Annotated in this window: 28 protein-coding genes; 8 read left to right on the plus strand and 20 right to left on the minus strand. The window is 44.2% G+C overall.

Annotated features, from left to right (window positions below; genetic code table 11):
• Nucleotides 1–3: 3 nt before the first annotated feature.
• A complete protein-coding gene (gene rep / locus OPS28_RS04985) occupies nt 4–2,019 on the minus strand; it encodes a DNA helicase Rep (protein ID WP_265608340.1) in 2,016 nt (671 codons plus the stop codon).
• 219 nt (nt 2,020–2,238) lie between these two features.
• Between rep and ubiK the strand changes: the two genes are divergently transcribed.
• Nucleotides 2,239–2,490 carry a ubiquinone biosynthesis accessory factor UbiK gene (gene ubiK, locus OPS28_RS04990; RefSeq protein ID WP_265608341.1) on the plus strand — a complete coding sequence of 84 codons (252 nt, stop codon included), beginning with the start codon at nt 2,239–2,241 and terminating at the stop codon, nt 2,488–2,490.
• A gap of 6 nt (nt 2,491–2,496) precedes the next feature.
• On the opposite strand, the gene ubiA is transcribed toward ubiK, so the two are convergent.
• Both ubiA and OPS28_RS05000 read right to left on the minus strand, forming a co-directional pair.
• Entirely contained in the window at nt 2,497–3,372 is an 876-nt protein-coding gene (gene ubiA, locus OPS28_RS04995) for a 4-hydroxybenzoate octaprenyltransferase (protein ID WP_265608342.1), read from the minus strand.
• Nucleotides 3,362–3,928 carry a chorismate--pyruvate lyase family protein gene (locus OPS28_RS05000; protein WP_265608343.1) on the minus strand — a complete coding sequence of 189 codons (567 nt, stop codon included), beginning with the start codon at nt 3,926–3,928 and terminating at the stop codon, nt 3,362–3,364. The genes ubiA and OPS28_RS05000 overlap by 11 nt, the downstream gene beginning before the upstream one ends.
• Before the next feature lie 180 nt (nt 3,929–4,108).
• Here OPS28_RS05000 and OPS28_RS05005 point away from each other — a divergent pair, with 180 nt between their 5' ends.
• The gene (locus OPS28_RS05005) at nt 4,109–4,519 is read left to right on the plus strand and encodes a flagellar basal body-associated protein FliL (protein WP_265608344.1); all 411 of its coding nucleotides are present in this window, start codon (nt 4,109–4,111) and stop codon (nt 4,517–4,519) included.
• Here OPS28_RS05005 and glpG read toward each other — a convergent pair.
• The 8 genes from glpG to OPS28_RS05045 all read right to left on the minus strand — a co-directional run bounded on the left by glpG (nt 4,497) and on the right by OPS28_RS05045 (nt 13,281).
• The gene (gene glpG, locus OPS28_RS05010; RefSeq protein ID WP_265608345.1) at nt 4,497–5,375 is read right to left on the minus strand and encodes a rhomboid family intramembrane serine protease GlpG; all 879 of its coding nucleotides are present in this window, start codon (nt 5,373–5,375) and stop codon (nt 4,497–4,499) included. The genes OPS28_RS05005 and glpG overlap by 23 nt on opposite strands.
• 3 nt (nt 5,376–5,378) lie before the next feature.
• A complete protein-coding gene (glpE, locus tag OPS28_RS05015; RefSeq protein ID WP_265608346.1) occupies nt 5,379–5,690 on the minus strand; it encodes a thiosulfate sulfurtransferase GlpE in 312 nt (103 codons plus the stop codon).
• Nucleotide 5,691: 1 nt separating this feature from the next.
• Nucleotides 5,692–6,717 (minus strand): L-threonine 3-dehydrogenase, encoded by a 1,026-nt coding sequence (tdh, locus tag OPS28_RS05020; protein WP_265608347.1) that lies wholly within the window; start codon nt 6,715–6,717, stop codon nt 5,692–5,694.
• A complete protein-coding gene (gene kbl, locus OPS28_RS05025; protein ID WP_265608348.1) occupies nt 6,714–7,910 on the minus strand; it encodes a glycine C-acetyltransferase in 1,197 nt (398 codons plus the stop codon). The genes tdh and kbl overlap by 4 nt, the downstream gene beginning before the upstream one ends.
• 131 nt (nt 7,911–8,041) lie before the next feature.
• The gene (locus OPS28_RS05030; protein WP_265608349.1) at nt 8,042–10,522 is read right to left on the minus strand and encodes a bifunctional diguanylate cyclase/phosphodiesterase; all 2,481 of its coding nucleotides are present in this window, start codon (nt 10,520–10,522) and stop codon (nt 8,042–8,044) included.
• Nucleotides 10,523–11,692 carry a hypothetical protein gene (locus OPS28_RS05035; protein WP_265608350.1) on the minus strand — a complete coding sequence of 390 codons (1,170 nt, stop codon included), beginning with the start codon at nt 11,690–11,692 and terminating at the stop codon, nt 10,523–10,525.
• Complete coding sequence (locus tag OPS28_RS05040) at nt 11,689–12,150, minus strand: hypothetical protein (RefSeq protein ID WP_265608386.1); 462 nt, start codon at nt 12,148–12,150, stop codon at nt 11,689–11,691. Before OPS28_RS05040 ends, OPS28_RS05035 begins: the two co-directional genes overlap by 4 nt.
• 123 nt (nt 12,151–12,273) lie before the next feature.
• Complete coding sequence (locus OPS28_RS05045) at nt 12,274–13,281, minus strand: glycosyltransferase family 9 protein (RefSeq protein WP_265608387.1); 1,008 nt, start codon at nt 13,279–13,281, stop codon at nt 12,274–12,276.
• 63 nt (nt 13,282–13,344) lie between these two features.
• Here OPS28_RS05045 and OPS28_RS05050 point away from each other — a divergent pair, with 63 nt between their 5' ends.
• Nucleotides 13,345–14,097 carry a 3-deoxy-D-manno-octulosonic acid kinase gene (locus OPS28_RS05050; protein ID WP_265608351.1) on the plus strand — a complete coding sequence of 251 codons (753 nt, stop codon included), beginning with the start codon at nt 13,345–13,347 and terminating at the stop codon, nt 14,095–14,097.
• On the opposite strand, the gene OPS28_RS05055 is transcribed toward OPS28_RS05050, so the two are convergent.
• Nucleotides 14,082–15,548, minus strand: a complete 1,467-nt coding sequence (locus OPS28_RS05055; protein ID WP_265608352.1) for a capsule assembly Wzi family protein — start codon at nt 15,546–15,548, stop codon at nt 14,082–14,084. The two genes, OPS28_RS05050 and OPS28_RS05055, sit on opposite strands and share 16 nt — an antisense overlap.
• A gap of 113 nt (nt 15,549–15,661) precedes the next feature.
• On the opposite strand from OPS28_RS05055, the gene coaD reads away from it, so the two are divergent.
• Nucleotides 15,662–16,144, plus strand: a complete 483-nt coding sequence (gene coaD, locus OPS28_RS05060) for a pantetheine-phosphate adenylyltransferase (protein ID WP_265608353.1) — start codon at nt 15,662–15,664, stop codon at nt 16,142–16,144.
• 12 nt (nt 16,145–16,156) lie between these two features.
• Here the strand turns inward: coaD and mutM are convergent, their stop codons facing one another.
• The 7 genes from mutM to radC form a co-directional block, all read right to left on the minus strand.
• The gene (gene mutM / locus OPS28_RS05065; protein WP_265608354.1) at nt 16,157–16,966 is read right to left on the minus strand and encodes a bifunctional DNA-formamidopyrimidine glycosylase/DNA-(apurinic or apyrimidinic site) lyase; all 810 of its coding nucleotides are present in this window, start codon (nt 16,964–16,966) and stop codon (nt 16,157–16,159) included.
• The gene (locus OPS28_RS05070) at nt 16,966–17,451 is read right to left on the minus strand and encodes a hypothetical protein (protein ID WP_265608355.1); all 486 of its coding nucleotides are present in this window, start codon (nt 17,449–17,451) and stop codon (nt 16,966–16,968) included. The genes mutM and OPS28_RS05070 overlap by 1 nt, the downstream gene beginning before the upstream one ends.
• Before the next feature lie 147 nt (nt 17,452–17,598).
• Nucleotides 17,599–17,754 carry a 50S ribosomal protein L33 gene (rpmG, locus tag OPS28_RS05075; protein WP_013786148.1) on the minus strand — a complete coding sequence of 52 codons (156 nt, stop codon included), beginning with the start codon at nt 17,752–17,754 and terminating at the stop codon, nt 17,599–17,601.
• Nucleotides 17,755–17,765: 11 nt separating this feature from the next.
• Nucleotides 17,766–18,002, minus strand: coding sequence for a 50S ribosomal protein L28 (gene rpmB, locus OPS28_RS05080; protein WP_265608356.1), 237 nt, complete (start codon nt 18,000–18,002; stop codon nt 17,766–17,768).
• Nucleotides 18,003–18,266: 264 nt separating this feature from the next.
• Nucleotides 18,267–19,031, minus strand: coding sequence for a glycosyltransferase family 25 protein (locus OPS28_RS05085; RefSeq protein WP_265608357.1), 765 nt, complete (start codon nt 19,029–19,031; stop codon nt 18,267–18,269).
• On the minus strand, nt 19,032–20,144 hold the full coding sequence (locus OPS28_RS05090) for a glycosyltransferase (protein WP_265608358.1): 1,113 nt from the start codon (nt 20,142–20,144) through the stop codon (nt 19,032–19,034).
• 54 nt (nt 20,145–20,198) lie between these two features.
• Nucleotides 20,199–20,873 carry a RadC family protein gene (radC, locus tag OPS28_RS05095; RefSeq protein WP_265608388.1) on the minus strand — a complete coding sequence of 225 codons (675 nt, stop codon included), beginning with the start codon at nt 20,871–20,873 and terminating at the stop codon, nt 20,199–20,201.
• A gap of 145 nt (nt 20,874–21,018) precedes the next feature.
• On the opposite strand from radC, the gene coaBC reads away from it, so the two are divergent.
• Both coaBC and slmA read left to right on the plus strand, forming a co-directional pair.
• Nucleotides 21,019–22,218 (plus strand): bifunctional phosphopantothenoylcysteine decarboxylase/phosphopantothenate--cysteine ligase CoaBC, encoded by a 1,200-nt coding sequence (gene coaBC / locus OPS28_RS05100; protein WP_265608359.1) that lies wholly within the window; start codon nt 21,019–21,021, stop codon nt 22,216–22,218.
• A gap of 124 nt (nt 22,219–22,342) precedes the next feature.
• Entirely contained in the window at nt 22,343–22,930 is a 588-nt protein-coding gene (slmA, locus tag OPS28_RS05105) for a nucleoid occlusion factor SlmA (RefSeq protein ID WP_265608360.1), read from the plus strand.
• A 480-nt stretch (nt 22,931–23,410) separates the two neighbouring features.
• Here the strand turns inward: slmA and OPS28_RS05110 are convergent, their stop codons facing one another.
• A complete protein-coding gene (locus tag OPS28_RS05110) occupies nt 23,411–25,045 on the minus strand; it encodes a M28 family metallopeptidase (protein ID WP_265608361.1) in 1,635 nt (544 codons plus the stop codon).
• 180 nt (nt 25,046–25,225) lie between these two features.
• Here OPS28_RS05110 and OPS28_RS05115 point away from each other — a divergent pair, with 180 nt between their 5' ends.
• Together OPS28_RS05115 and OPS28_RS05120 are read left to right on the plus strand one after the other, a co-directional pair.
• Entirely contained in the window at nt 25,226–25,798 is a 573-nt protein-coding gene (locus tag OPS28_RS05115; RefSeq protein ID WP_265608362.1) for a TetR/AcrR family transcriptional regulator, read from the plus strand.
• 58 nt (nt 25,799–25,856) lie between these two features.
• Nucleotides 25,857–26,183 carry a DUF1820 family protein gene (locus tag OPS28_RS05120; RefSeq protein ID WP_265608363.1) on the plus strand — a complete coding sequence of 109 codons (327 nt, stop codon included), beginning with the start codon at nt 25,857–25,859 and terminating at the stop codon, nt 26,181–26,183.
• Nucleotides 26,184–26,203: the final 20 nt, after the last annotated feature.

Here is a 26,203-nt window from a genome sequence, read left to right on the forward strand (position 1 = left end):
CATTTATTTTTTAGCCAGCATATCGCGTAAATTGGCGATACTGGTTGCCCCTTTTTGCTGGCGTTCCTGAGCGCTGACTTTTTTCTTCTGATTTTCCCATTCCAAATCATCTGGTGGCAACTCGTACAGGAATCGGCTAGGCTCCGGGAAAATAACTTCGCCGAATTGTCGGCGTTCCTTGGCAAGAGAAAAAATTAATTCCCGTTGCGCCCGGGTAATACCCACATAAGCCAGCCGGCGCTCTTCTTCGACATTATCCTCATCAATACTGCTTTGGTGGGGTAACAAGCCCTCTTCCATACCCACCAAAAAGACAATGGGAAATTCCAGTCCTTTAGACGCATGTAAGGTCATCAGCTGCACTTGATCGGCGTCACCTTCGTCTTCACCACGCTCCATCATATCGCGCAAAATTAACCGGTTAACGACTTCTGGCAAGGTCATTGGCTGCTCAAGATCGTTCCCATCTAACATGCCCGTTATCCAGCCGAAGAGTGTACTGATATTGGCCATGCCCATTTCCGCAGCTTTAGGACTGGCGCTGTGTTCGTATAGCCATTCTTCATACCCCATGGACTTTATCATTACCCGTAAGGCTTCTTTCGTATCGCCGCGCGCTGCGTTATCGGACAGTTCCACCAGCCACCGCGCAAACCCCGCCACTGATTGATAGGCTTTGCCAGTCAGCACCCCGCTTAGACCACTGTGGGTGGCAGCAGCGAATATAGATACCCCAAGGCTATTCGCAAAATTACCTAATTTTTCCAAGGTCGCACGGCCGATACCGCGATTAGGTGTATTGATAATACGCAATAATGCATTGTCATCATCTTGATTAACCAGCAGACGCAGGTACGCCATAATATCCTTCACTTCCGCGCGTCCAAAAAAAGACATTCCCCCACTGATTTTGTAGGGAATACGGTTACTCATTAATAACTTTTCAAACAACCGGCTTTGGTGGTTTCCTCTATATAAGATTGCATAGTCTTTAAACCGAGTACGCTGCATGAACTTATGGGCCAGTAACTCTGCCACCACACGCTCGGCTTCATGCTCTTCATTCTTCGCTGTAATGACCCGTAAAGGCGCGCCGTAATCGAGCTCAGAGAATAAGGTTTTATCAAACAAATGAGGATTGTTTTGAATAAGGATATTGGCAGAATGGAGTATGCGCCCCGAAGAACGGTAGTTTTGCTGGAGCTTTATTACATTTAAACGGGGAAAATCTTGCTGCAACAAATTCAAATTTTGTGGCTTAGCGCCGCGCCATGAATAGATAGACTGGTCATCATCCCCAACCACTGTAAAGCGGGCTCGTTCCCCCACTAATAGTTTTACCAGTTCGTACTGACTGGTATTGGTGTCCTGATATTCGTCCACCAGCAAATAACGAATTTTTTGCTGCCACTTTTCTCGCACACTTAGGTTTTGGCGTAACAGTAACGTGGGCAATAAAATTAAATCATCAAAATCCAATGCGTTGTACGCTTTTAAATGATTCTGGTATTGTTGATATGCATGCGCAAAAAGTTTCTCACCGCTGCTGGCCGCCGTTGCATTCAGAGCCTCAGGTAAAAGCAAATCGTTTTTCCAGTTAGAAATACAACTTTGCAATAAACTGAGTTGGTCTTTGTCGCCATCTATCGTATCAGCGGTTAAATCATTTAATAGGGCGATTGAATCTTTATCATCAAATAACGAAAAGCCTGGCTTTAAGCCCAGCTCTTTTACGTGTGCTTTGATGATATTAAGCCCCATAGTGTGAAAAGTAGACACCTTTAGCCCACGCGCTTCTGGTTTGCCTAAGGTTCCCGCGACCCGTTCTTTCATTTCTCGGGCCGCTTTATTGGTAAAGGTGACAGCAGCAATATGGCGTGCCGGCATATCACACTCTCTTACCAGATAAGCTATTTTATTGGTGATGACTCGTGTTTTGCCGCTTCCTGCGCCAGCGAGAACCAGGCACGGCCCCGATACATAGGTAACAGCAGATTGCTGGGCGTCATTTAATTTCATGAAGTTGTCTTGTCACTTGTCACTTTTAACTTATTAGTTTTCCGATTAGAGAATACGATTCTCAATGGTGTTGGCGTACCTGCATGATTACATTCTACTAAACTTCGACGCAGGGGCCTTGCTCGCAAAAAATACCGCTCTTGCTGATAGCATAGAAACTTATTGTGATTGGTATTAGAATAGAATCAACGTTAACAAAGCGCATTATAAGGGAAAACCATGCTGGATCCGAAAAAACTCGAAGAGCTTGCGAAACAAATTGCTGGTGCCGTCCCTCCGGGCGTGCGCAATATGGCCGAAGAAGCAGAAGGAAAAATTAAACACATTCTTCAGTCTCAATTGTCAAAACTTGATTTAGTTACCCGCGAAGAATTTGATGTACAAAGCCAAGTACTTATTAGAACCCGTGAAAAACTCGAACTAATGGAAGCGCGACTAGCAGCGCTTGAACAAACCAAACTAGATAAATAAGTCGGTTTATACCATCAGCAAGTAGTGCATTAGTAACCCTACAGTAAAAACCATGCCTATTTGGTGATTATCTAAAAAGGCCTGGAAACAGGCCATTCTTTCACGTTTCACTATCTGCCTTTGTTGGATCGCGAATAACCCCACGCAACATAGAATGCTCAGATAAACAGGCCAAGTTAATTTCAGCATCTCTGCTATTACTGTTAATAACACAATTGTACCAAGCTGTAACCCGCCGATAATGTGTCGGTCGTATTTACCGAATAATATGGCACTGGATTTCACCCCTATTTTCACGTCATCGTTGCGGTCAACCATGGCGTACATTGTGTCATAGGCTATGGTCCAACACAGGTTAGCGACGAACAGAATCCCCCCCCAAAGCGGCACTTCCCCTAATACCGCCGCACAAGCCATGGGAATAGCCCACCCAAATGCCATACCTAAAACAGCTTGGGGCATGTGGGTGTAGCGTTTCATAAACGGATAACTGGCTGCAAGTAGCACCGCGGGAATAGAGAGCAAAATAGTTTGCCAGTTTAAAAATAACACCAAGATAAATGCAAAAAGAATTAGAACGCCGAATAACTGAAGCGCTTCGGTGGCAGTTACGCGTCCACTTACGATGGGACGTTGCGCAGTACGTTCGACGCTACCATCCACCTTCCTGTCAGCATAATCGTTAATTACGCATCCGGCAGACCGCATTACCACCACGCCGGCCACGAAAATTAATGTCAGGGCAAGAGGAGGCAGACCTTGTGCTGCAATGATAAGCGCCCACAGCGTAGGCCAAAGCAACAAATAAATACCCACCGGCTTATCCATACGCATAAGCTGCCAATAGGCGTCCATATTTTTCGTGGTTAACTCAACCTGCATTGCTGCTACCTGTCAGGTACACTGGAGCCTGAGCAAGAAACACTTCTGCTACCAGCATATCCACTTCATTACATGTAAACTTTGACCGCCTTCCCCATAATGTTGCGTTGGTTTGGTCGGGATTAAATCTCGCCATTTTATCGCTATTGATTTTACATAGCTGAAACTCACTTCGCGTAAATCTGTGATCATTGAATATAATTTTTCCTAAGGGCTGAGAACCAATTCCCGAGAGCTCGCCCTCTACCAGTTGGTGAGGGATTACCGAACGAGCAAAAACCCAGGGTTGATGATCGCCAAATAACACAACTTCTCTAATATACCAGCGAGTTGTATTGTCAGTAGTAAGCCACTCCTGCTCGCATTTATGCAGTATTTGTTCCTCTTGCCCCAGTTTCTGCAAAGAAAACTGACGACACATTGCTTGTAAGCGCTCAGTGAGCGAGCCCGTATCGAGCAACCAGTTTTTAAGGTAGGGATTGGGAATAGTCACCTTGTCGGCGTCTTCCCAATTCACATCTAACCCTACCGGAAAAGAAAGATTATCTAACAACACATTTTTCATCCTATTGAAGTGCGCAATATCTTACCATTTTGGTAAGTCAGAAAAACATAGCTAGTGATCTTAATGTGATGAGGGAAATGGAAAATAGACACTAGTGGTTGATCTTAAGAATTTGCTACACTATAAACCACTTCTTAGCATATCGTTTTTTAATATTGGTAAATTCATTTAATGGCTTTTTTTCGTTTTTTCACACCCGCTATCCTATTAATACTGTCTATAGTTACCGGCAGTGTACAAGCACAACAAAAAAATAATTTCGCTTACCTTGGTTTAGAGCCTGACATTGTTACAAATTATGTTGGTCAAACAGCGGTTCGTTTGGGTTATGTTCGCGTGACGGTTGAGTTAATGATTCACGATGTCGATCAATTGGAAACTGCTGAACACCATTTACCGTTGCTTCGCGCTACCGCGATCGAGGTGTTTGGTAGCCAACCGGAAGAAAAAGTAAAATCATTGACTGGCCGCGAAGATATTCGTCAAACGCTGCTAAAAGCAATGCAAAATCACATGAAAAAAGAAACCGGATCCGAAGTTGTCAGAGATGTGATTTTCACTAAATACCTTTATCAGAGCTAGATTTGGCTTTTGTAGTTGGCTTCCAGATTAAGCTTAGCAGCAACGCCAACATGCACCCTGTGATTAAACCCACGGTGTGTGCTGTGTTTGCCATTTCTACCCATAGTACGTCAGCATAACCAATCACCAACCACACCAGCATAAAGCCAACTATAGCTTTAGGGAGCATCATTCCCCAGGCAGGACGAAGCCAGCCTGCCCACCAGACAAAACCGAGCACGGCATAAACTATGCCAGAAAGGCCACCAAAATTGGGGCCGTCCATCAATAGCTGCGCGCCATTTGATATCGCGGCTGAGATAACAAAAATAACAATGAGCATGGATGTGCCCAGCTTACGTTCGATTTGCGCACCCAACATACTCCACCACAGCAAATTAAACATAATATGCAACATGCTAAAGTGGATAAGCGCGGGCGTGATGAGGCGCCACCACTCATTCGTATAAGTCAACACGTTTACAGACTGACTCATCAGCATTTCTGCAACCGGAGCGAAAAGCCCAAAAATTGAAAGTAAATAGACAACTAAGCAGGTAAACAGGATTAGTGCTGTGAAAGGCACCTCCTGGATGTATGTTTTAATATGGGAAAAGCTAAATCCAGATTTTGTATCCAGCTCCACTCCTGCGCCTTGCTGCCAGGCAATATCCTGATAAGAAGGGTGTTCGGGGTCTTTGACGAAATCCAGGCAATGTTGACGGAAGGTTTTAAGATCGGTGCCTTCGGGTACCGACAACATAAACTCACCATTCGGCTCTAAATTTACGCTTACTTCAAACCCTTCTGAAGCAAGGTAGTTGGCGAGTAAACGGGCGTATGGCTCGTGTTTGAATGCTATGACAGGTATGGACACAAACTACTCTGAAGTCACCGGTTGATGTTGTCGCCATGCTTCAAAGCCTCCGTCCATGCTGTACACTTCAGAGAAACCTTGCGCGGCAATGGTACGTGCTGCTTGTTGACTACTAATGCCGTGATAGCACACGACCACTATAGGCGTCTTTTTCGGTGTTGAAGAAAGAAACGCAGCAAAGTTATCATTCGACAAATGTGTGGCATTGGGCATATGACTAAGCGCAAACGACTGCGGGTCACGAATGTCCACGACAGTGAAATCTGCGCTACGCATAGCCACATCATCGATTGAAATATGATGAAATGTATTCACATTAATCCCAGTTAAGAATTACTTTGCCAGACTCACCTGAGCCCATGGTATCGAACCCTTTCTGAAAATCATCAATACCAAATTGATGGGTGATGATAGGGTTCAGGTCGAGGCCGCCCTGAATCAGGCTTGCCATTTTATACCAGGTTTCAAACATTTCGCGACCATATATGCCTTTTATCACCAACCCTTTGAAAATTACTTTGTTCCAGTCTACAGCCATATCAGATGGCGGAATACCTAACATGGCAATTTTTCCACCGTGGTTCATTTTATCTAACATGTCGCTAAAAGCAGAAGGTACACCTGACATTTCTAGGCCAACATCGAAACCTTCTGTCATGCCCAGCTCTTTTACAACATCAGCTAGCTTAGTGTTACTGACATTAACAGCACGGGTCGCCCCCATCTTTTCAGCTAGCTTAAGGCGATAAGGATTGATATCGGTAATAACGACATGGCGGGCACCTACGTGTCTGGCTACAGCCGCTGCCATAATACCGATGGGCCCAGCGCCCGTGATCAATACATCTTCGCCAACTAAATCAAATGACAGTGCCGTATGTACCGCATTGCCGAAGGGGTCGAAGATTGAGGCAAGTTCATCACTGATATTATCTGGGATCTTAAATGCGTTGAAGGCAGGTATCGCTAAATATTCTGCAAACGCACCAGCGCGGTTTACACCTACGCCTTGGGTATTACGGCACAAATGGCGACGGCCTGCACGGCAATTCCGGCAATGTCCGCAGGTAATGTGGCCTTCACCCGATACACGATCACCGACTTTAAAACCAGTGACTTCCTGCCCCATATCTACTACTTCACCTACGTATTCGTGACCCACCACCATAGGCACCGGAATGGTGTTTTGCGACCACTCATCCCAGTTGTAGATATGCATATCCGTGCCACAAATAGCGGTTTTGCGAATTTTAATAAGCAGGTCATTATGACCCACTTGTGGTTTTGGCGAGTCTTTTAGCCAAATACCCGGTTCTTTATGTAACTTCACCAATGACTTCATTTAATCACTCCCAGCTCTTTACCTACTTCGATAAAGGCATCCACAGCTTTATCCACATGTTCAATGCTATGGCCTGCGGACATTTGAGTACGTATTCGTGCCTGCCCTTTGGGCACTACAGGGTAGGAGAAGCCCACTACATATATACCTTTGGCTAACATTTTGTCGGCCATTTCGCTGGCAAGCTTTGCGTCACCTAACATGACAGGAATAATGGCATGATCTTTACCTGCCAAGGTAAACCCAGCTTCTTCCATACGCTTGCGGAAATGAGCCGCGTTTTTCCATAACTGACTGCGTAACTCGGTGCCGTTAGCCATCATGTCAAAAACTTTTAGTGAAGCAGAAACAATTGGCGGTGCTACTGAGTTAGAAAATAAGTATGGACGTGAACGTTGACGCAACCATTCCACAATTTCTTTTTTACCTGAGGTGTAACCGCCAGAAGCGCCCCCTAGTGCTTTACCTAGGGTACCGGTAATAATATCCACACGGCCTAGCACATCGCAATATTCGTGACTGCCTTTACCCTTATCACCTAAAAAGCCTGTTGCATGACAATCGTCCACCATCACTAACGCATCGTATTTGTCTGCTAGGTCACAGATACTTTTTAGGTCGGCAATTACGCCGTCCATTGAAAATACACCATCGGTGGCGATTACTTTAAAGCGCGCCCCATCAGCGTCAGCCTGCTTAAGCTGATCCTCTAATGAGGTCATGTCATTGTTGCTATAGCGGTAGCGCTTGGCTTTACACAAACGCACACCATCAATGATGCTGGCGTGGTTTAACGCATCTGAAATGATGGCGTCTTCTGGCCCCAATAGGGTTTCAAACAAACCGCCGTTAGCGTCAAAGCAAGAGGGATATAAAATAGTATCTTCAGTTTCTAAAAACTGACTGATTTTTTGTTCTAATTCTTTGTGAATGTCTTGTGTACCGCAGATGAACCTGACAGAAGCCATCCCGAACCCGTGGCTTTCAAGGCCGTCTTTAGCTGCTGCAATTAAGTCGGGATGATTCGCCAAACCAAGGTAGTTATTCGCACAAAAATTAATGACATTATCGCCATCGGATACCTGAATGTCAGCTTGTTGCTGACTGGTGATAATGCGTTCTTTTTTATAAAGCCCTTCTTCTTTGACGTTATCAATTTCCGTCTGTAGATGAGCAATAAATGCCTCGGACATGGGAGTCTCCGTTTAGCTAAAAGTGCATAGTGTAAAGAAACGCAGCGTGAGCGTACACTCTTTGTCGCTTAGAACATCACGATTAAGGTGGAAAGAATGTAAATTTTTTCGCACAACCCTAAGCGTTTGCCTTAAATCTGGGTTTCATGAGTGTCGGTGAATACGGGTAAGGGGCGTGTCCAGATTTTATTATCTACATTTTCCTTTAACTGATTCCATATATTCGCTTCGGGTATGGGCTTGCCGATTAAGTATCCCTGTCCTTCATGACAATCAAATTGACATAATAATTCATATTGACCCGCATTTTCGATCCCTTCTGCAATAACAGTAAGTCCCATGTTGCTGACCATTGAGATAATCGAAAAGATAATGTTGCGGTCATCTTTATGTTCGAGCATTCCAGCTACAAATGAACGGTCGATTTTCACATAATCGGTGGGCAACGCTTTCAGATAACTTAATGAAGAATAACCCGTACCAAAATCATCGATAGCAATTTTGCAACCCATGTCACGTATTGACTTCATAATCCCGGTTGCACGTTCAATATCTCTGACCAGAGCCGTTTCAGTTAACTCGAGGCAAATACACGCCGGATCCACCTTGTTTAACAATATTTGCTGTTGTAAATAAAGCGGCAATGAGGGATCGATGAATTGTGCCGATGACACATTAATAGCGAATTTTATATCTTGAAAACCGTTCCCGTTAAGCTCACTTAGTAACCGAGTGCCGTGCGCAATTACCCAGTAGTCCAGTTCCAACATGAAGGCGGTATTTTCTAGAAGAGGTATAAACTCACCTGGCATGATCAGGCCTTTGGCAGGATGGTGCCAGCGGATTAACGCCTCGAAGCCAACCAGCTTCCGAGTTTTTAGGTCCAGTTGAGGCTGTAACGCTAAGCTAAACTGGTCTTCACGAAGTGCAATACGTGCTTCAGATTCCATTTCTACCTTACGCATAACACGCAGGTTCATGCTAGTGTCATACAGTCTGAAGGATGCTCCCTGCTCGCTTTTGGCTTCGTACATTGCTATGTCAGCGTGACGTAACAGATCAACAGAGGTGGTCTGCGCTTGTTTAGTGATAGCAATACCAATACTGATAGTGATGTAGAATTGCAAAGCGTCCACGTGCAGAGGTTCAGAAAAAACGTGTAGCAGTTTTTCTACAATGACTTTCACCTGGTCGCGGTCGTTCAAATTTTCCAACAAAATGACAAATTCATCGCCACCGAACCGCGAAACAATATCGCTTTTTCTAATGGGCCCTTCAATACGCTTAGCTGCCGCTTTAAGTAAGCGGTCACCAACATCATGGCCATAGCTGTCATTTACCTTTTTAAAATCGTCCAGATCGACGAACATGATTGCCACCCAACTGCCATCTCTCGCCGAGCTTGCCAATTGCTGTTCAATCTGGAAGGTCAACATATTGCGGTTAGGTAGACCGGTTAAAGGGTCAAACATTGCCATACGTTCTAACTGCGCTGTATTTAGCGCCATTTTGCTATCGATTTCTTCTAGTTGTGTAGCTAAATCACGGGTAACCTTTTCTAACACATCGAGTTCATCGGGGAAACGGTTTTGCTGCCACATGTTGGCCTTTTCGCTTTGTAGATAGAAGTCTTGATAACGGTGCTGAGCAAGCAAGGGCAAACGATGACTTAGATCTAATAATTTTTGGCGATAGTTGTTGAAGAAAAAATACATTAACGCAAAGAAAAGGATGAAAATCACCACGGCCCACCCTATCACTGCTCGCTGATATTCCCGGTTGGTTTGCATGGCGCTGGAAACATCTTTAACAAACAATACATAGTGTCCGTTCTCAGCAAACTCGTTTAAAGGCACCGCATTCACGAGATAATCATTCTCGTTTATTTCTAGCATCACCCCTTTTGAAACCAGTTCATGCACATCTGTCTGCGCGGGTAACACTTCCAGAACCCGGGTTAACAGCATTTTATTTATCGACGAGGTGGGCCCGATCACCTGTAATAAAGGATTGGCCGATTGTCTATTGATGTGTTTAATAATCCCGTGCGCATCTAGGCTACCGGACTCATTTAACAATGCCAGCAGCCAGGTCATTTTGCTGGACAAAATGAACACGCCGACATCCTCCTGCGCAGTCATAATTGGCACTAATACGTAGGATTGGCACCGTTCAACGCACTCAGTTAATAATATTGGTTCAAGTCGTTGTTTTACCTGTTGCATTTTTTGAGTAACAACTGCAGGTAATTTGCCGCCATGTCCGTACACGAGTTTGTTATTAGCATTGTATAACCAGGCATTATCGACATGCATCGTCATATTGAGAGGATCGCGAGCGGTATCGATCATTTGGGTTAGTTGCTTCACATCCGCACTTTCACTATCTGCTAGTGCGGATACGCTTTCCACCCACAATAATACATTCTGCATAAACAAGCGCTTATACAACGCAAACTTTTGTGCGTTAAGCCGTTGTTGTTCAAACTGTTGTTGCGAAAGTGACGAATTTGACTGAACAATCAGTATCGAACTTATAACCAACGTGGTAGTGAAAATCATGGCAAGCATGATGATCATCATTTTCGTTGTTAACGATAAAGAAAAACGCATCTAAAACCAGTACATTAGTTGTATAGACCACATTTGCCAATGCTTTTTGGTTGAACTAATTACGGTTGGATCAATCACTCCATTGATGCGACCTGCCCCTTCCACCCAATGGTGCTCGCCCTGCAAACGCCAATTATTAGCAATATCCCATCGAAGTCCCACGGCAACCGTGTTCATATAGCCAAAGTACGCTGGTACCAACCCGTCAGTTTGTTGGTTTAGCTTAATTCCGTCGGGGTCGTCTCTGTTGACATCATACGTATCAAACCGTACCAATGAGCTGACGGCAGGTGAAAGTAGATATCTGGCTTGTACATACCCTCCCTCACCGATCAAATACTGTCTGAAAGTGGGGGAAATTGCGCCGCGGTTATCGCGTCTTTCTTGTAATAATTCCGCGCTAAGTTCCCATTTTTCACTAAAATATTGCAATGACAATACGTATCTCTCTACATCGGTGCTGCCATCGATGAAGTTGTCGCTGGGCGAAGCTTCATATACAAAGTCAGAGGCGAGATAACTCGCCCCGAGCCTCCAATTTAACGAAGCCGGCTGCCAATAAATACTGGCTTGATGAACAAAATCCTGCTTTGAGTCTCCCTTGGCCATAGGCCCAAGGAAAGCCTGAGTTTGTTCTTTGCTTACTGATGAGCGCCCCAAACTCCAGTTAAGTTGCCACTGTCCAAGATTCGTTTGATGTTCGGATTGTAATAGCACGCCGTCACTACCCAGCGCGATATCACGAAAACTGTCAAAGTATACCGATTGTGGCAGGATGGCTGTTTCCCGCGTATGCGGCACATCTCGGGTGGCCGAATAAAGCCAATGGTGGTTTTTGTATCTCCCCAAATGTAAGTGGGTGGATATCAGTTCATTTTCAATCAATGTCCAGTCTAAGAACAGGTAATCCAGACGATTTCCCTGTTCATAGCGATTGCCTCCATCCAGGTACACCAGCTGCCCCACCAGCGCAAGTGACGAATTAAACTGATAACGTCCATTTATGCCCATTTCAGTCAATTCTGATGTCACCGCGTCATTGTCCGTGATGAAATGGCTCCCGCTTGATTGCGTAATACCTTGTGCGATGTAGCCATGCCAACTCATTTGCTGGGCAGTAGCCACAGGCATTAGCAGCAATATCAATACAGAAGTTATAATCTTTTTCATTGTGCTTCTTCCCTGGCCTTGTCGCTTAGTTGCTCTACAAACCCATCTTCGGCGTAACCAATAGCCCCCGGAGTAGAAAGCACCGCTTCAATCATCGCGGCTTGGGATTTCTTTATAAGTGGGGGGTCGCCCTGGCCTGAATACGTGATTTGGTGCCACAACCGTTCTAATTGATAGGGAAACATATTTAAATTTTGCTTGCAGAATTGCTTATGAAGCATGGAGCTTGGCTCTAACACGAATACGGTTATTTTACTGCCATCATCCCAAAATTGTTTACGGGCGCTAAAAATTTGTCTGATTTCTGATTGAGAGAATGAAACCTGATTAACTGACTCATTAGTAACAATAGTCAAAGTCTGCCCGTAAGCGTGTGGCATAAACATAAAGCACCAAATAATAAGTATATTTAGTACATAAATACTCGTTCGAATGTTAACGGTTAGCAGGCGATCCATTTGAGCCACTAAAAGCGCTCCCTTTCAACGCAATTCGCATATTAAGCGATATTTTATTATTGTAGATAAGAAGCGCTAATATGTAGCTAATCTTCAGAAATTTAATGGAAATTAAAGCTGAATTTAATGTTCTAGCAGTCGAGCAAGTTGATCAATTACAGCTTGTTCACTTATTTTTTCCATCAAGTGCTCTCCTTTAGCGCGTATACCCCAAGGTAATGTTTCCCAGTTTTTTCCATATTGACGACGCACACACTCATCGTATACCGATACAACGCGTCCTAAATCGTTGTATGGCCCAGTTCGCCGTGGATTAGAATGCGCATACAATCCAACAACCGGGGTGCCGACCGTGGTAGCCATATGAGCTGGACCAGTATCCGGCGCAATGACAAGTCGTGCGTGCTTGATCAACGCCTGAAGCTGATGAAGCGACGTTTCTCCCACATAATTTCTCGCTACCGAATCGGTATGAGAAAGTATGGCTTCAGCCGTCTGTTTGTCCAGCTTTCCGGGGCCGCCGCATAGTACTACTGGCATAGACTTTGAAAACAGATGCTCAACTATACGTGCGTATCGCTCAGGCAACCAACTACGCTCTTGTTTGCTGGCGGCAGGGCTAATTATGACAAATTGACCTAACTCTTTTGCTTGCGCGGCGGCCCATTTTTTAGCCTCATGATCGAGGGGAATATGCCACTGGGGAGCAGCATCTTTTGGCACGCCCAGGGCATCCGCAAAGCCCATAAACCCGTCCAATACATGGGCATGTTTGCGCGCACTAATGCGTTGATTGGTGAATAACCAGTGAAGTTCTTTACTACGGTGCCAGTCAAAACCAATGCGTCTTTTCGCTTTAATTGCGGTGGAGACTAAGTTTGCACGAAGCGCAACCTGCATCACTAAAAGCGCATCGAAGACCGTATCGGCCAGCATTGCTTTCAATCTTTTAACGCCTTCTTTCCCTTCCTTTTTGTCATACACAACAAACCGGATATTAGGCATCAATCGCACCAACTGGTATTCAATTTTACCAATTACCCAGGTAATTTCGGTGTCGGGCCAATGCCGCTGAATACGATTAACCATAGCAGCAGCGTGACAGACATCACCTATTGCAGACAGGCGCATTAAACAAATTTTTTTCACAAACCCCTTCCTTATAAGGCTGAAATATATGGATAATTGATTACAATGGATAATTTACCATATCAGTGGTGCGAAATGACGATTAAACAGCAACAAATCGGTCGCAGACAATTCGTGTTGTTCGATGAGACGATAATGCCTCGTCCCGAAAAAGCTTTTTTCGATGTTAAGCATTGGCAGCGTCAAAACAAGATAGTGGGACGGGCAAAAGGGCGTGGTACCACGGTATTCATAAAATCTTTAAACGATGTTTGGGTTTTACGCCACTTTCGTCGAGGTGGTATGATTGGAAAAGTGCTGGAAGATCAATATTTTTATACTGGCTTATCTCGTACAAGAGCATTTACCGAGTTCAACTTACTGACATCAATGAAGGCAATGAATTTGCCTGTGCCCACGCCTATCGCAGCTTACGTTTCAAGACGGGGCTTTCTCTACCGCGCAGATTTATTGACCCGACTAATTCCCCACAGTGAAGACCTACATAGTATTTTATGTCGTCGGGATCTCGCTGAACACGAGTGGCATCATATAGGTGAAACGATAGCGCGCTTTCATACTGCGCAAATCTATCATCATGATCTAAATGTGCGGAACATCATGCTCAATGACCAGTCGCAAGCATGGCTGATTGATTTCGACCGTTGCTATAAACGCGCAGGAAATGGCTGGAAACAAGACAATTTAGCCCGTTTGCGGCGCTCTTTGGTTAAAGAACGCGGCAAACATACTACTTTTAAGTGGACGGAAGCAGATTGGCAAAGCTTAATGATGGGGTATCGTCAATACCAAACGTAACGAAGATCCAGGAATACCGAGGTGTCCGTTGCGTGTTTTTCACCTAGATCGCGGTCCTGATATTCTGCCCCTATTCTGACCAAAAAGTTTCCATAGGGCTGTTGATAATAACCGCTAACGAGCTTTAACTCTTCGCTTGCAGAGTCGGTTAAAACGGGCGACGGTCTACCTTTGTCGGAATTTAACTCGATCTGCGACATTTTTAGCATTGCTGAACGCCCTTGCATCCCCCGCCACTGAATGCCCAATGTTGTTTGTTTTGCATCTGAGTCGTACGTGCTACCCACAGCTCGGTTGTAATGCCGGTAACCACTCTGATAAATGCTATGCTCGTAGTAACAATTTGTGGCTGTATTACCGTCTCCCACACAGGCTATATTTGTGTCACTGTTTTCTAAATAGAGCTTAAATGAGCCAACATAGGTGCTAATACCTAAAAGATTGGCGTTATCCGTGACTTTGTAGTCTTTCGCGTCCTCCCCAATCCGTTGTCCATATAGGGTAATGGGTTGTTCGAGCAGCTTGAATGAATAGGCCAGATCGAACCCCGCTATATGATTACCCGTTGTGGTATTTAGCTCTTTATCACACGTCTCTAATTCATCTATACACTGGGTTTGGAAGGTAAGTACATCGACTAAATCTCCTATCGAGTTGGGTTGCCCAGCGCCGCCCCACATGGCCACCCAGGACATTCCGAATGTTAAGCCCTTGAAAGGGGCTGCGGTAAACCTAGCGCGCCATAGTTTGGCACCCTCGATTTCACGTACATCCTGAAATTTACCTATTTCGGCGCTGGCATACCAGGCTCCTAGCCAGCTTAACCAAGGCGATTCAGATGCCACTGCGCTACTTTTAAATAATCCTACGGTTGGGATGGGTCTTGCGTTGGTCGATAGAATCAAACTGCTGTCGTTTGCTGGCCCCCAAAATTGGTCAGTGGCTCCTGCTTTAACGATCCATTCCCCCAAATGCATAGCCACATAGGAGTTATCCAAATTGGTATTTTCATCATCAATCATATTCGCACTAAGCTTTGCGGACCATCTGCCGGTGACAACTTCTGCTTGATGACTAAGTTGCACTTCTTGTCCATAGGACCCATGTACGGAGTCAAATCTAACGGGGTCTGAAGCTACACGGGCTGAAGTGATCTGGCGAAGGACATCTTGCTGTCGATACTTTAGATAATGCTGGAGCCTTCGCGCTGCACGTTTGGCAGGCTCAGGTAGTGCATGCGTATCAAGTGAGCGCAATTGGCTATCTATACCCCGCCAGGGGACAGGGTAGCTAATGGCTACTGCATCTATAACCTGAAACTCCACTAACGTTCGCAGATCTTGATGTAATGACTCGTCGTTGGTACCAATCCATGGCGATGCCAGACTCATCGGTGTCGCCATTAATAATAGGCTAAGTAAACTCGATAAACGCACATTAATCCTTTTCATTAAAGAGTACTGCGGTATGGTAGCGCAAGACATGCGAGACGCAAAGCATAAACAGGATTGCATCAGCCGCCAATTCTGGTTAAGGTGCTCAAAAATTTTATTGGAACCTGAATATGCATACCCGTGCGATATATCCTGGAACATTTGATCCCATCACCAATGGTCACGCCGATTTAATCGAGCGGGCGTCGCAAATGTTTTCCCACGTTATCGTTGGCATTGCTTCAAATCCTAATAAAAAGCCTTTGTTTACGCTTGATGAGCGGGTGGAACTGATCAAAGCCGTGACTTCTTCATTACCCAATGCAGAGGTGAAAGGCTTCACTGGCTTATTGGCCGATTTTGCCGATCAACAAAATGCGACTATTCTGATCCGCGGGCTACGTGCGGTGTCAGATTTTGAATATGAATTTCAACTAGCCAATATGAATCGTCGCCTCAATCCAAAACTGGAAAGCGTATTTTTAACGCCTGCTGAGGAAAACTCTTTTATCTCATCGACGTTGGTAAAAGAAGTTGCTCAACATCGCGGCAAGGTTACTGATTTTTGTCACCCTGAAGTAGAGAAAGCATTGATTGAGCGGTTTAAGCGGTAACCAGGGATTTACTTAACGTTGGCAACGTGGACAAAAAAAGGTATTGCGTTGTCCAATTACCACACTGTTTATAGTCCCTTCACATTGTTCGCATGCTTTTCCTGCACGCCCATATACTCTAAGGTGCTGCCTGAAGTAACCAGGACTCCCATCACTTTGAATAAAATCTTTTAAGGTAGTGCCGCCTTGCTGAATAGCACTCGCCAGCACATCTTTAATCTCTTTCGTTAGTTTTTGGTAGCGTTGAAAAGAAATCCTTCCCGCAGCACGGCGAGGGTCGATGTTGGCCATAAATAAGGCCTCGTTCGCATAGATATTCCCTACCCCTACTACTACGTCATTATCCATAATAAAGCTTTTTACTGGTGTTTTACGGCCTCTAGAGAGCGTATACAGGTGCTGTGCAGTGAACGCTTCGGTTAGTGGCTCAGGGCCTAGATTTTGTAGTTGGGGAAGCACTTCACCCTGTGGTTGCCATAAACAGGCTCCAAAACGCCTGGCATCGTTAAATCGCAGACATTTTCCACTACTTAAAACAATATCAAGATGGTCATGTTTTATCGGTTCCAACGTGGCCGGCACGACGCGTAATTTCCCCGACATGCCCAAATGCAACACAATTTGGGCAATACCGATATCAATTAGCAAATACTTTGCTCGTCGGTGTACGGCTTTAATCGTATATCCTTCTGCCAGTTTAAGCTCATCTGGTATTGGCCAGCGAAGTTTAGGTTGTCGAACAACGACCGAGGAAATGGTTTGCCCAACCAGATGCGGTGAGATGCCTAAGCGACTGACTTCTACTTCTGGTAGTTCTGGCATTAGCTTTCCTGATGAATAAGTGCTGGCAACCAAGGGATTAGGGTAGTCAATTCAGACTGTTTCAATTGATACCAGTCATTTTGATAACGAACAAAAGTATTCCCTTCACTTTGGTAAAAGGCAAACACCAGCCCGTCAGTTTTGCCCGCCAACCAAACCACGGCAATGATAGGGGCAGATTCTGAAAAATCTTCAGTTGATGAGGTTACTGGTTCAAGTACTGCGGTCTGCCAGCTTGTGATTTGCTGTTGAGGGCTCACTTCGACTGTTTCAGCAGTGGTTACTTGTCGCCATTGCTGACCATTTCGTTCCACGCGGCCCGCGTCCGTTTCGATTTTTAATATATAGGCATCATTGGGTAACAGCCTGCGCTCGCTAGGCTGGGATGCTTTGGGTAACAATGTATCCAAATTGAACAACGCAATCATGATCAGCATCGCAAAAATAACGATGTTGTTCATAGCCTTAGAGGATAGTCGGGCCAAAAGTATTCCTTGTATGCGTCCGCGCTGGGGAGCCATAGAAAATGTAAGGAAAGCTAGTATAGCAAGAGGGAGGGAAAAATTAACACTATAAAACGCACAAAAAACCCGGCGTCAACCGGGTTTTCGTGGAGACAAAAGCAAGTGTAATTACTTGATTTTTGCCTCTTTAAACATAACGTGCTTACGTACAACAGGATCGAATTTTTTAATTTCCATCTTGCCAGGCATGTTACGCTTGTTTTTGTCAGTGGTATAGAAGAAACCCGTACCAGCAGAAGACACTAATTTAATTTTATCACGCATGGTACGCTTCCTTAGATTTTCTCACCACGGGCACGGATGTCAGTTAATACTGAATCAATACCTTTCTTATCGATAATACGCATACCTTTAGCAGATAAACGTAATTTTACGAAACGGTTTTCACTCTCAACCCAAAAACGGTGAGACTGAAGGTTAGGCAAAAAGCGACGACGGGTCGCGTTTCTTGCGTGTGAGCGGTTATTACCTACCGCTGGACGCTTACCTGTTACTTGACATACTCTTGACATTGTATTTGTCTCCAGAACAACGATAACTGTCGCGCCAATCGAGCCCTTCAATCTTTGCGTCCGGGTCAGTTGACGTTTAACTATAAATAAGAGGGCGCATTTTATACAGCAATTCGCAGCTTAATTCAAATAAATTTCGCAAAAAATACGATCCGGGATCCGGGCCAGGATCGATTAATTCGCGCTTCCCTTATCTTTAATATTTCAATCTTGTTCAAATTTATCTACATAATAAAGACCTGGCGTTAAAATGTAGACCTTTTATTACTCTGGCGATTTTTTGTTAGTAATCGCAATCAGTCTGGCTCTAACATGTTTGCTATTTTTAACTATAAATTCAAGCTGTTGCCTTACTTTGAGCCAGGTACTTTTCCGCGTTTTACTTCGTTGCCCTACTCTATCAATTTCGCTCGAAGACTCCTGCCTAAACCTGACTGGGTAAGGTTGAAGACCAAATATTCTCAGGTCTTTTTCCCACCAATATTGTAAGTCAATGTCGATAGGGCGACAGATCTTCTCGCTGGCGGTTAAAAGTTTTCTCGCGCCCGCCAAACTTACTGCTTGAGCGCAGGTGCGGGCGGGCACTTTGTCATAAATTACCCGGGAAAAAGGTTCTACTACTTCTGAATGAACGACTTTGCGCCTGCGCGAGTGTTCAGCCAATTTAATGTAATCCCAGTCCTGATTCATTGCCGTTAACGTGTCTGAGACGCAAACTAAATCGCCGGTTATTTCAATATCATCTTCGAAAATAATTGCGGCAGGGATATTTTCGTCGATCATCTTTTGCCACACTTTGCGATGGCTCAAATAACAACAGATTTCACCCGCGTTCAGCTGTTTGTAATATTTAAGAGGATTACTGGCCGAATAGAATTGCTGAAGTACCTTCTGGTCGATTTTAGCGCCATCAATTGCACTAATCCGTTCGAATTCTATAGCTTGGTTAGAAAACTGTGTTGCCATCTGCGATAACCGTTCTTTCGAACGATCTAAATTGATAACAAAACAGGGGATAGTTGCAGGCACTTAGTCGATTTCCATTTTACTTAAATTTACATATTGCTGGGCTATTTGCCGGTGATCCAGATGATGTAAAAAATCTGGTGCAATTTTTCTAGGGTGATTTAATACGCTTTTTAACTTCTCTGCAAGTGCGTCAGCATCCCCCACTGGTACTAGCAAATCACTTAAGCTCCCGGTAAGCAATTCACTTGGCCCGTATGGACAATCAGTTGATACTACAGGTGTCTGACAAATTAATGCTTCTGCCAGCACCATTGAGAGGCCTTCGAAGTCCGAACTTAGTACCAAGCACTTGGCTTGTTTAACCCACGGATAAGGATTTTGCTGAAAACCAGGAATGATGATCCGCTCGGCCACCCCCATCTTCTCTGCCAGTCTTTGTATGCCCTGCTGATTTGCTCCCAGGCAAACGAGTTTAATTTCATCAGGCAGATGGTCTAATGCAGAGAACAACACATCATGACGCTTCTGCTTGGCAAAACGCCCGATATGAATAATATAAGGGCTTTCGGGGATAGCTGCATTCGTTTGCGCCGCTAACCGGCGAATTTTTAGGATATTGAAAGGGTTATAAATACGGGTCACGTGTTTAGGTGTAAACAAACTTAAGCTTTGTACTTCGTCTTTAAGGCCATCAGAAACGGTTATGAGTTTTTTGTCATCCAAAGCAGAAAATAATCTTTTTTGCCTTAACCACTTTAGAGGCCCCATTTTTTTTGATCGTTCTAACGTTTGCTTTACCGCATTATGGACAACGTAATAAACGTTTGGCAGGTTACAGGCACTAACGACGTAGTGGCTATAATCAAGATTTGAGAAAATTACATTAATCTTTCCGAACCTATCTTCGATCTCAGCGAAGATAGTGAGTAATTTTTGCGCGTGCCTTTTTCTGGCCCATGAACGATGAAGGGCTTTTTTGCGTTCTTCATAAAGGAAATAAACAGCAAGATCGTTGGGAACGTCATACGTCGTATTTTTGGTAAGACTAAGCAGAATAGCATTATGCCCAATTTCGTTAATTGCCCGAGCCAATTCTATAACCACTTTCTCTGCACCACCCCCGGCCAGTGAATCCACCACCAGCACAAGGTTTAGCTTATTGCTATCCGACAAAACATTTCCTTTTTTACCTGTCTCAGCCGGATTATAACACCGAAATTATGTAGATTATATCAATCCCCGTTGCGCAAAAGATGTGGTATTCACATCGGCTACGATGATGTGATCGAGTACGTGCACGTCAATAAGTGTCAGTGCTGACACAATTTGTTTGGTAATGCGAATATCAGCATCACTTGGTTCTGCAATGCCGGATGGATGATTGTGTACTAAGATAACAGCGGCTGCATTGTCTTCCATTACTTGCTTCACAATTTCTCTTGGATAGACCGCCGCACTGTTGATTGTACCTTTGAACATGGTTCGGTATGCGAGTAATTGGTGCTGACTGTCCAACAGGAGCAAGCCGAACTGCTCTGATTGCTGTTCTTTTAGTTTTGCTAATAAATAGGTTTTAACCTGTTGCGCATGATTGAAAGACTCGCGAACCTTTAGAGGCTCGCTTAATTGACGGGTGACTAATTCAACTGACGCTCTTAGCTGACAATATTTAACTTTACCCACCCCAGATATTGCACACAATTGTTCTTTGGATGCAGTAGCAACACCACGCAGGCTACCGAATTTATTTAAGAGCTCGCGCGCTATTGTTAATGCACATTTTCCGTTTAACCCACTACCAATAATTACGGCGAGTAGTTCAGCGTCGGAAAGAGCTTCCGCTCCCAAACTAAGTAACTTTTCTCTTGGACGTTCCATTAGAGGCCAACTTTGTATTTTCACCATTCTTCCAATAATCATAAAAGTCTAGTTTACGAAAAGACGGCGTAAAATGAGCCTGCACTTAGATACAGATAGGCGTCTGACTACACAGCGTAAAAAAGTCGTGGTACGCTTATAGCAATTTCTTATTGAAAGCACGTAAACCATGTTGCTGGCAAATAAACATATTCTACTTGGTGTTACAGGCGGTATCGCAGCCTATAAAACGCCTGATCTCGTTCGTAAACTCACTGCACAAGGCGCGACTGTCAGAGTGGTAATAACTCATGCCGCTGCAGAATTTGTAAGTCCGATGTCATTGCAGGCTGTTTCGGGTAATCCGGTTCACCACACGTTGCTTGATCCGGCTGCTGAAGCCGCGATGGGTCATATTGAACTGGCCAAATGGGCTGATATTCTTTTAATTGCACCCGCTACCGCAAACTGCCTGGCAAAGCTAGCAATGGGTCTCGCTGATGACTTACTCACTACCTTATATCTGGCTACCACGGCAAAGGTTATTTTAGCGCCAGCAATGAATCAGCAAATGTGGAAAGCACCTGCTACACAAGTGAATCTTTCCACATTGCAGCAACGGGGCGTTTCAGTGCTAGGGCCTGCAGATGGAGAACAAGCTTGCGGCGATGTTGGTGTTGGCAGAATGTTAGAGCCAATGGATATCGTCTGCCAGTTAACCGCCACACCGACCGAACTTTTGAAGGGTAAAAAGGTGGTCATCACCGCAGGACCCACCCGCGAAGAATTGGATCCCGTGAGATACATTACCAATCACAGTTCGGGAAAAATGGGATATGCAATCGCTGAAGCGGCTGTAGCTGCTGGTGCTAGGGTAGAGTTAATCTCAGGCCCTGTTACGCTGTCTCCACCAGTTGGATGTTCTCTTCATAATGCAATCAGTGCTGAACAAATGCATCAGCGGGTAATGCAAAATATTGATGAAGCTGATATCTTCATCGCCACTGCCGCGGTAGCAGATTATCGACCAAAGCAAGTCGCCTCGCAAAAGATTAAGAAAAATAATGATGAGTTAACACTTACTTTTGTTAAAAACCCTGATATCCTTAAGGATGTGGCTAACTTACCTAATGCGCCCTTTACTGTTGGGTTTGCTGCAGAAAGCGAAAATGTCGAAACCTATGCAAGAAAAAAGCTGGTAACTAAAAAGCTGGCAATGATTGCAGCGAATGATATTTCAGCGCAGGGCTTAGGCTTTAATAGTGACAAGAATGCATTACATGTAATTTGGAAAGAGGGCGAAAAAAAGCTACCTGCCACCAGTAAGACATCTTTGGCACAGTCGCTGATTGCCTTAATAGCCGAGCAGTATAATAAAAAATCGACATAATGGTCTGGTTACCTGGGTCGATAAAATAAAAAGTAAAAAGTAAAAAGTAATAATAACAATGGGCGAAAGCCCCCTTAACATGGAATACGGGTGATAGCCCGATAGCCGAGGAATGACTCACGTTATGCCAGCTGTGAAAAAAACAAACCGTCGCGCGCAAATTTTGCAATCTCTTGCAGGAATGCTGGAAACTAACCCGGGCCAACGTATCACTACTGCTAAGTTAGCGGAAAAAGTAGGTGTATCTGAAGCTGCGCTGTACCGTCACTTTCCAAGTAAAGCGAGAATGTTCGAGGGTCTTATTGAGTTTATCGAAGAAACATTATTTTCTCGCATTAATAAAATTATTAATGAAGAGAAAGATTCAGCGGCACGCTGCCAGTTAATTCTTCATTTAATTTTAGGCTTTGCAGAAAAAAACCCTGGCATTACGCGCATCCTTAATGGTGATGCACTAATGGGCGAACAAGAAAGACTGCGAGCGCGCATTGCAAAATTATTTGAGCGTTTGGAATTACAATTTAAACAAGTTTTGCGCGAACGTAAATTGCGTGAAGGTAAGTTATTGGCAGCTGACGAAAGCGTTATTGCTAATATGCTGATATGTTTTACCGATGGTCGAATAAATTTATACATCAGAAGCGGCTTTACCCGTAAACCTACCGAGCATTTTTCTGAGCATTGGCAGTTACTTAAACAAAACTTTCTGTGAATAGAAAAGTAATAAGTAATAAGTAATACTGATACGCAGCCTGACGGCTGCGTTTTTTGTATTATCTATTTGCCAGACTTCGAGTGCTTAATCTGTCGGTTAACCTACCCATAGAATTATATTTATCAGCTAAGTAATCCTCAATAATGCGCAGCCCCCAAACGCCAGAGATTATTAACTCTTACCTACCCAATTAAGCGACGGTTTGGTGGGGTCAAAAGTGCACACTCGGAGCTGGACCAGAATTAGAGAAGCCGTTCCCCCAGTGAGAGAGAGTAATGTATCTCCTTCACGTTACTTTGCCTCTAAAGGCACAAAGTACGCTTTATCAAATGCGTCGTGATGAGACACCACTCTCTTTCTATGAGCTTATGACACAATACTCTAAAGTGGTATAAGTTTCTTACTTCTTACTTTTTACTTTTTACTTCTTACTTTTTACTTTTTACTTTTTACTTTTTACTTCTTACTTTTTACTTCTTACTTTCTACCAAATGTAGTACCGAAAAAGTCACCCTCATTCCAACGGGTCCGCTTTTCTTGATTTGCTAATGTGTGGCCAATTTCTGCATTCACCCGAGTGAAGGTTTTAGCAGCTTCCCAATTAAAGGGTTGATTTATATCATCGCTGGGCTTGTGATAATGGAAGGATAAAAACTCTCCAAACACCTTGCTGGCTTCCACATCAGGATTTTTTGATTTTAACCCTGGCACTAAAAATACTGCTGGCACCCCTTGTTTTACAAAAGCATAGTGATCCGAGCGAGTAAATAAAGCCTGCTCTGGCCATGGGTCCGGACTTAAGGTTAGACCCGCATTTCGCGCCGCGTTTGCTACTGAATGCTGCATGTCACTATGTTCTGCGCCAAAAGCAATAACATCAGCAAATTCGTAGGTTAGAATGGGCATGTCCAAATTCACATTCGCTGCCATGGATTCCACCGGCACAGTTGGATTATGTGCGAAATAGTCTGCTCCCAGCAGCCCTTTCTCTTCCCCTGTTACCGCGATAAATAATAAAGAGCGCTTAGGTTTGGTTTCCATTTGGCTAAACAAACGAGCGGTTTCGAGCATGATTGCTGTTCCAGATGCATTATCCATAGCACCGTTATTTATATTGTCTTTCTTAACCGTCTTAGCAATCCCAATATGGTCCGAGTGTGCAGAGAACACTACGTATTCGTTTTTCAAGGTCGGATCTGACCCTTCAATAATCCCTGCAACATTGAAACTATTAATGGTTGTATGTGTGCTTTTGCGTTTAAGTGAAAAATCTCCGGGCAACGCAAAGCCCTTGGGCGGCTTATCTTCATCTAGCTGTGCGTAAATCTCGTCGAGGGTAACAGGCGCTTTAGCAAACAACTTCTTCGCTGCTGGCTGACTTAGATATGCGCTGCCTTTAAGTTGCGCAAAACGATTTGCAGGTTCACCACTTTCATCTAACCACGCCATCTTTGGCATATGTATATAACTTAACATCGACTGATAAGGTCGCACTTTTTCGGCTAACGGTGTAGACAGGGTCACTGTGCCTATCGCGCCCCGTTCTGCGGCATATTTACGTTTTTGATAGCCAGAGGCAAAGTGCGCGCCTTCTTCACTTGGAAATGACTGAGGCTTACCTGCAAGCATCACCACAATTTTACCTTCGACATCTAAATGTTGATAATCATTATGATTAAGTTCGTCCGCCACGATTCCATATCCCACGAATACCATTTTTCCTTGCATAGACGAATCGGTATTCAATAAATCTGGACCGGTCAGATAGTCTTTGGGATATTCAAGCTCAGTGTCTTCGCCGTCCACAGTAAACGTGATTTTCGGCGATTTTTGATCAAGCATTGCCTTTCGGAACGGGACTTTTTGCATGTAACCGTCAGTGCCAGCTGGCTTCATTTTGTATTTCGCGAATTCTGTTGCGATGTAGAGCGAGGCTATGTCATGCCCTTTAGATCCAGTATCCCGCCCTTCTAACAGATCATCGGCAAGGAAATACAAATGCGACTTGATGTAATTCACTTTAGGAATAAAAGATTGCTCAGCCAGCGGGTCGGCCGTTGTAACGAAACTGACTGTGCTAACGAGCGCAGCCATAAGAATTTTTTTAAGCATAATGTTTATTATTGAAGGTTTAGGGCTGTATAAGGATAAAAGCAATTACTATTAAGTACAATGCGTTACCTTCATTCGGAAGCGAATGTCGCGATAAATACTCTTTGCTAGGTAAAACCAGTTGATTAATCTTTATATTTAGCTAATCTCAATCTAACATAAACAAGAATAGATAGTTTCATGCCACGCACTGCTCTTTATAGTGTTGATAAAATACTTAATCAAGCTATAGACATTTTTTTAGAACATAGTTTTCATGGCGCAATCATGGATGAAATTATTGCCCGAACTGAGTTTAATCGTCGTGGTTTCTATTTGGAGTTTGGAAGCAAACAAGCATTTTTATATCGCGTGTTAGAGCATTACCTTGATACCCAATTAACCCCCATAGTTAAGGAGCTTGAGGGTCATCATGGGTTAAGCGCAGTACATACCTTCTTTGCACTATATATTTCACTTATACATCAACGGGGTTGTCTGTTGGTTAACAGTGTATGTGAGCTTGGTCGCCAGGACCCTAAAATTAGAGAGATGGGCAGACACTATCTGGACAGACTTCAACTCGATTTTATTGGTTGTTTGGAAAAAGCCCAACGCCAGGGTGAACTACCCAAACACGTTAATATTGAGTCAGCGGCGTTACAACTAACCAGTTGCGTGCAAGGGTTTGCGGCTAACGCTGTAGTGGCGGAAAGTGAAGAAGAAATGCGCATTGCCACAGCTGCCTTACTTGCCCCTTTGCAGGGCCTGTAATCATGATAAAATAGTGGCCTGATCCATTAGCAAACTTACGCAAGCAGGAAGTTAATTCATGAGTGGCCACTCCCCTCTTTTTAGAGTTCAATTTATTAGTTCAGGCGAAAAGTACGATCTTTACGTAAAAGAAGTTAGTCAGGGTGCTATGTTTGGGTTCGTGGAAATTGGTGATTTTGTCTGGGATAGCCATACCAGTGTGGTAGTTGATCCTAGCCATGAAAAACTGAAAACCGAATTTAAAGATATCACTCGAACGTACATTCCTATGCACAATGTACTTCGAATTGACGAAGTTAAACGACAAGGCACAGCCAAAATATCCCAAATATCTGATAAGGTAGCCGCATTTCCAAGCCCAATCTACACTCCTCGAAAAGATTAAGGTTGGTCTCCCCCTCTTTC

Source organism: Alteromonas sp. ASW11-130 (genome assembly GCF_026183735.1).
Lineage (GTDB): Bacteria > Pseudomonadota > Gammaproteobacteria > Enterobacterales > Alteromonadaceae > Alteromonas.

Bases quoted from the DNA above. Each gene is read 5' to 3' on its own strand.
- OPS28_RS05030 (WP_265608349.1), bottom strand. From the start codon at position 10,522: ATGCGTTTTTCTTTATCGTTAACAACGAAAATGATGATCATCATGCTT.
- rpmB (WP_265608356.1), bottom strand. From the start codon at position 18,002: ATGTCAAGAGTATGTCAAGTAACAGGTAAGCGTCCAGCGGTAGGTAAT.
- OPS28_RS05040 (WP_265608386.1), bottom strand. From the start codon at position 12,150: ATGGATCGCCTGCTAACCGTTAACATTCGAACGAGTATTTATGTACTA.
- OPS28_RS05055 (WP_265608352.1), bottom strand. From the start codon at position 15,548: ATGAAAAGGATTAATGTGCGTTTATCGAGTTTACTTAGCCTATTATTA.
- ubiA (WP_265608342.1), bottom strand. From the start codon at position 3,372: ATGCAGGTTGAGTTAACCACGAAAAATATGGACGCCTATTGGCAGCTT.
- rpmG (WP_013786148.1), bottom strand. From the start codon at position 17,754: ATGCGTGATAAAATTAAATTAGTGTCTTCTGCTGGTACGGGTTTCTTC.
- OPS28_RS05050 (WP_265608351.1), top strand. From the start codon at position 13,345: ATGGATAATTTACCATATCAGTGGTGCGAAATGACGATTAAACAGCAA.
- OPS28_RS05120 (WP_265608363.1), top strand. From the start codon at position 25,857: ATGAGTGGCCACTCCCCTCTTTTTAGAGTTCAATTTATTAGTTCAGGC.
- OPS28_RS05045 (WP_265608387.1), bottom strand. From the start codon at position 13,281: ATGCGCCTGTCTGCAATAGGTGATGTCTGTCACGCTGCTGCTATGGTT.
- OPS28_RS05110 (WP_265608361.1), bottom strand. From the start codon at position 25,045: ATGCTTAAAAAAATTCTTATGGCTGCGCTCGTTAGCACAGTCAGTTTC.
- OPS28_RS05035 (WP_265608350.1), bottom strand. From the start codon at position 11,692: ATGAAAAAGATTATAACTTCTGTATTGATATTGCTGCTAATGCCTGTG.
- OPS28_RS05005 (WP_265608344.1), top strand. From the start codon at position 4,109: ATGGCTTTTTTTCGTTTTTTCACACCCGCTATCCTATTAATACTGTCT.
- ubiK (WP_265608341.1), top strand. From the start codon at position 2,239: ATGCTGGATCCGAAAAAACTCGAAGAGCTTGCGAAACAAATTGCTGGT.
- slmA (WP_265608360.1), top strand. From the start codon at position 22,343: ATGCCAGCTGTGAAAAAAACAAACCGTCGCGCGCAAATTTTGCAATCT.
- kbl (WP_265608348.1), bottom strand. From the start codon at position 7,910: ATGTCCGAGGCATTTATTGCTCATCTACAGACGGAAATTGATAACGTC.
- mutM (WP_265608354.1), bottom strand. From the start codon at position 16,966: ATGCCAGAACTACCAGAAGTAGAAGTCAGTCGCTTAGGCATCTCACCG.
- coaD (WP_265608353.1), top strand. From the start codon at position 15,662: ATGCATACCCGTGCGATATATCCTGGAACATTTGATCCCATCACCAAT.
- OPS28_RS05115 (WP_265608362.1), top strand. From the start codon at position 25,226: ATGCCACGCACTGCTCTTTATAGTGTTGATAAAATACTTAATCAAGCT.
- coaBC (WP_265608359.1), top strand. From the start codon at position 21,019: ATGTTGCTGGCAAATAAACATATTCTACTTGGTGTTACAGGCGGTATC.
- tdh (WP_265608347.1), bottom strand. From the start codon at position 6,717: ATGAAGTCATTGGTGAAGTTACATAAAGAACCGGGTATTTGGCTAAAA.
- rep (WP_265608340.1), bottom strand. From the start codon at position 2,019: ATGAAATTAAATGACGCCCAGCAATCTGCTGTTACCTATGTATCGGGG.